At 58.3% G+C, this 2026-nt stretch carries 4 protein-coding genes; 1 reads left to right on the forward strand and 3 read right to left on the reverse strand.

From position 1 onward, the window contains the following. The 3 genes from AD928_RS00290 to AD928_RS00300 form a co-directional block, all read right to left on the reverse strand. Nucleotides 1-488: hypothetical protein (locus AD928_RS00290; RefSeq protein WP_156470008.1), on the reverse strand; the 488-nt coding region annotated here is incomplete at its 3' end. 5 nt (nucleotides 489-493) lie between these two features. After that, a complete protein-coding gene (locus AD928_RS00295; protein WP_062247351.1) occupies nucleotides 494-1342 on the reverse strand; it encodes a hypothetical protein in 849 nt (282 codons plus the stop codon). A gap of 1 nt (nucleotide 1343) precedes the next feature. Beyond that, the gene (locus AD928_RS00300) at nucleotides 1344-1595 is read right to left on the reverse strand and encodes a hypothetical protein (protein ID WP_061506553.1); all 252 of its coding nucleotides are present in this window, start codon (nucleotides 1593-1595) and stop codon (nucleotides 1344-1346) included. 190 nt (nucleotides 1596-1785) lie between these two features. On the opposite strand from AD928_RS00300, the gene AD928_RS00305 reads away from it, so the two are divergent. Beyond that, the coding region (locus AD928_RS00305) for a helix-turn-helix domain-containing protein (RefSeq protein ID WP_156470009.1) at nucleotides 1786-2026 on the forward strand (241 nt) is incomplete at its 3' end.

Below are 2026 nucleotides of genomic sequence, written 5' to 3' on the forward strand. Positions count from 1 at the left end.
TTCTGTGAGATTTCCGCGTCGAGGTCATGAAGCCCGAGTTGCGCAGCAGTTGGCATTGCAGGATGCTGAGCATGGACACGCCAGGTCACAGGAACCCGCTGGACAAGACCAGCGTCCATCAACGCCTGAATGAAAGGACCTGGTTCCACATTACGCGGCCCTTCCCCAAACAGCACGCCCTGTGTCGAGGCATTATACCCTGCACCGGGCTCAATGCCTTTCTCAACCCCATTGGCCACATCCATCGAACGCGGATAGGCCGAAAGGCTCAGAAAGGCCTCTGACCCGATAGAAAGACAGACCCGCCGACTGTCGCCATTTTCGAACTCCCCGCGATCTGCCGGATCATGGCGAACCTGCTCCAATATGGCATCAGCTGCCTTGGCCGCCTCAGCATCTGAAGCGGCATAACTCCGTTCCGGCAATGCGCAGGCCAGACAACTCATGGCAACAAGACAGACTTTTAGGGAAACGCCCTGAACGCGCATGACACTCATCCTTCCGGCTGCTCGGCAAAAAGCGTCAGGCCATCAATCCCTTTGCGATAGATCAGATGGTGGCGCACTTCAGCCCCGGCCTCCAGCCCGGCAAATGTTCCTGCCATGCGTCGAAAGACAGGTGTCCGCATCCAGTCTTTCGGGCCGTCGCTGCGATACACAGCCGTCGCCGTAATGATCTCCCGTCCGGTCGGGTCATGCTCCGGATGCCGGATATCGACAATCCTGCGGAGCGTCAGACCGACACAGACCCCATCGACCTCACTGATCAGATAGGGATGAAGCAGCAATGGTTCATCACGCTCTCCCTCCCCTTTTTTCGACACCTGTTCAGGATAGGCCAGAGTCGCAATCGGAATATACCCGTCGAAGAGGCGCCCGGGCTGGCGCAGCGTATAGCTAAAATCCGGATTATTCCGGGATGTCGTGTAAAATACGGCCTCTTCCGTTGCGCCGGACGTTTTGAATGTGACTGGCACGACATGCCGTTCCAGAACACCACGCTGCGTCAGATCCGTCACCAGATCCGAGGGTGCCTCGTCTGCTGGTCCGGCATGAAACAGAAACGGATGGGCCGTGGGAGCCGTCCAGGGCGACGACTGCATCCAGAACCGTTTATTGGACCATTCACGAAAGTCTATCCCCGCACCAGAGCGTAACAGCATGCAGGACCGCATGCCCTGAGGATGACGCTCAACCAGCACCTTCTGCAAATCGCGAGTTTCACCGTGCGGCCCGGAGAACAGAATAAAACTCAGGCCGCCTGCGCCGGCGACAGCAAGCAAGGCACTCAGGCGCGGGGCCGAACGGATCATCCCTGACAGCGACGAGATCAGGAACGACATCTTACAGATCTCCTGCGTCACGGCAGAGCGCGAGCAGATGTGTCAGTTTCTGATGCACCACGCTCCCCAGAACAATGACGCCTTCGAGGGTTTTCACACCATCCGTATCGGCTCTGAGGGTATCAAGCCGCCCCCGAAGGACCTGATGCTCCAGTTCCACCAGCCGCATGACATCATGCAATCCGGCGTGGAGGTCTTCGAGCCGGCGATCCCGGGGCGGCCCGGAGGACAGGCAAGGCGCTTCATGAGACATGACAAACCCTTCGACAGACCGCGCTGTTCATGCGAGAACAGGCCCATGAGACACGGAGACCCGCTTCATATGCCCTCTATGGAACTTACAGCTCCCCGACTATACATGCAAGCGCTTCGTCGTATAATGACGAACTTTTCCGTTATGGAGCGTTCGCATGCCACCGCCCCGACCCAGAAAGCGCAAGCTCATGGATGAGCAGATCAAACTGATGCGCGAGCGCGGGGAACGGCTGCGTCAGGCTGCCCAGAGCATTGGCATTACACATGCTGCAAAGGCTGCGGGCGTGCCTTACACAACTTTACGTGACTACATGAACGGCAGTGAGATGAAGCTCTCTGCCGTTGCCTCCCTGGCACGGGTCTGTGGCGTGACACTGGACTGGCTTGCCTATGGCGTTGGCGAAACGCCCCTGAGCCAATCCCCCTCCC

The organism is Acetobacter cerevisiae (assembly GCF_001580535.1).
Classification (GTDB): domain Bacteria; phylum Pseudomonadota; class Alphaproteobacteria; order Acetobacterales; family Acetobacteraceae; genus Acetobacter; species Acetobacter cerevisiae.

What these genes read in the sequence shown, in the direction of transcription:
- AD928_RS00295 (WP_062247351.1), bottom strand. Translation starts at nt 1,342, where the DNA reads ATGTCGTTCCTGATCTCGTCGCTGTCAGGGATGATCCGTTCGGCCCCG.
- AD928_RS00300 (WP_061506553.1), bottom strand. Translation starts at nt 1,595, where the DNA reads ATGTCTCATGAAGCGCCTTGCCTGTCCTCCGGGCCGCCCCGGGATCGC.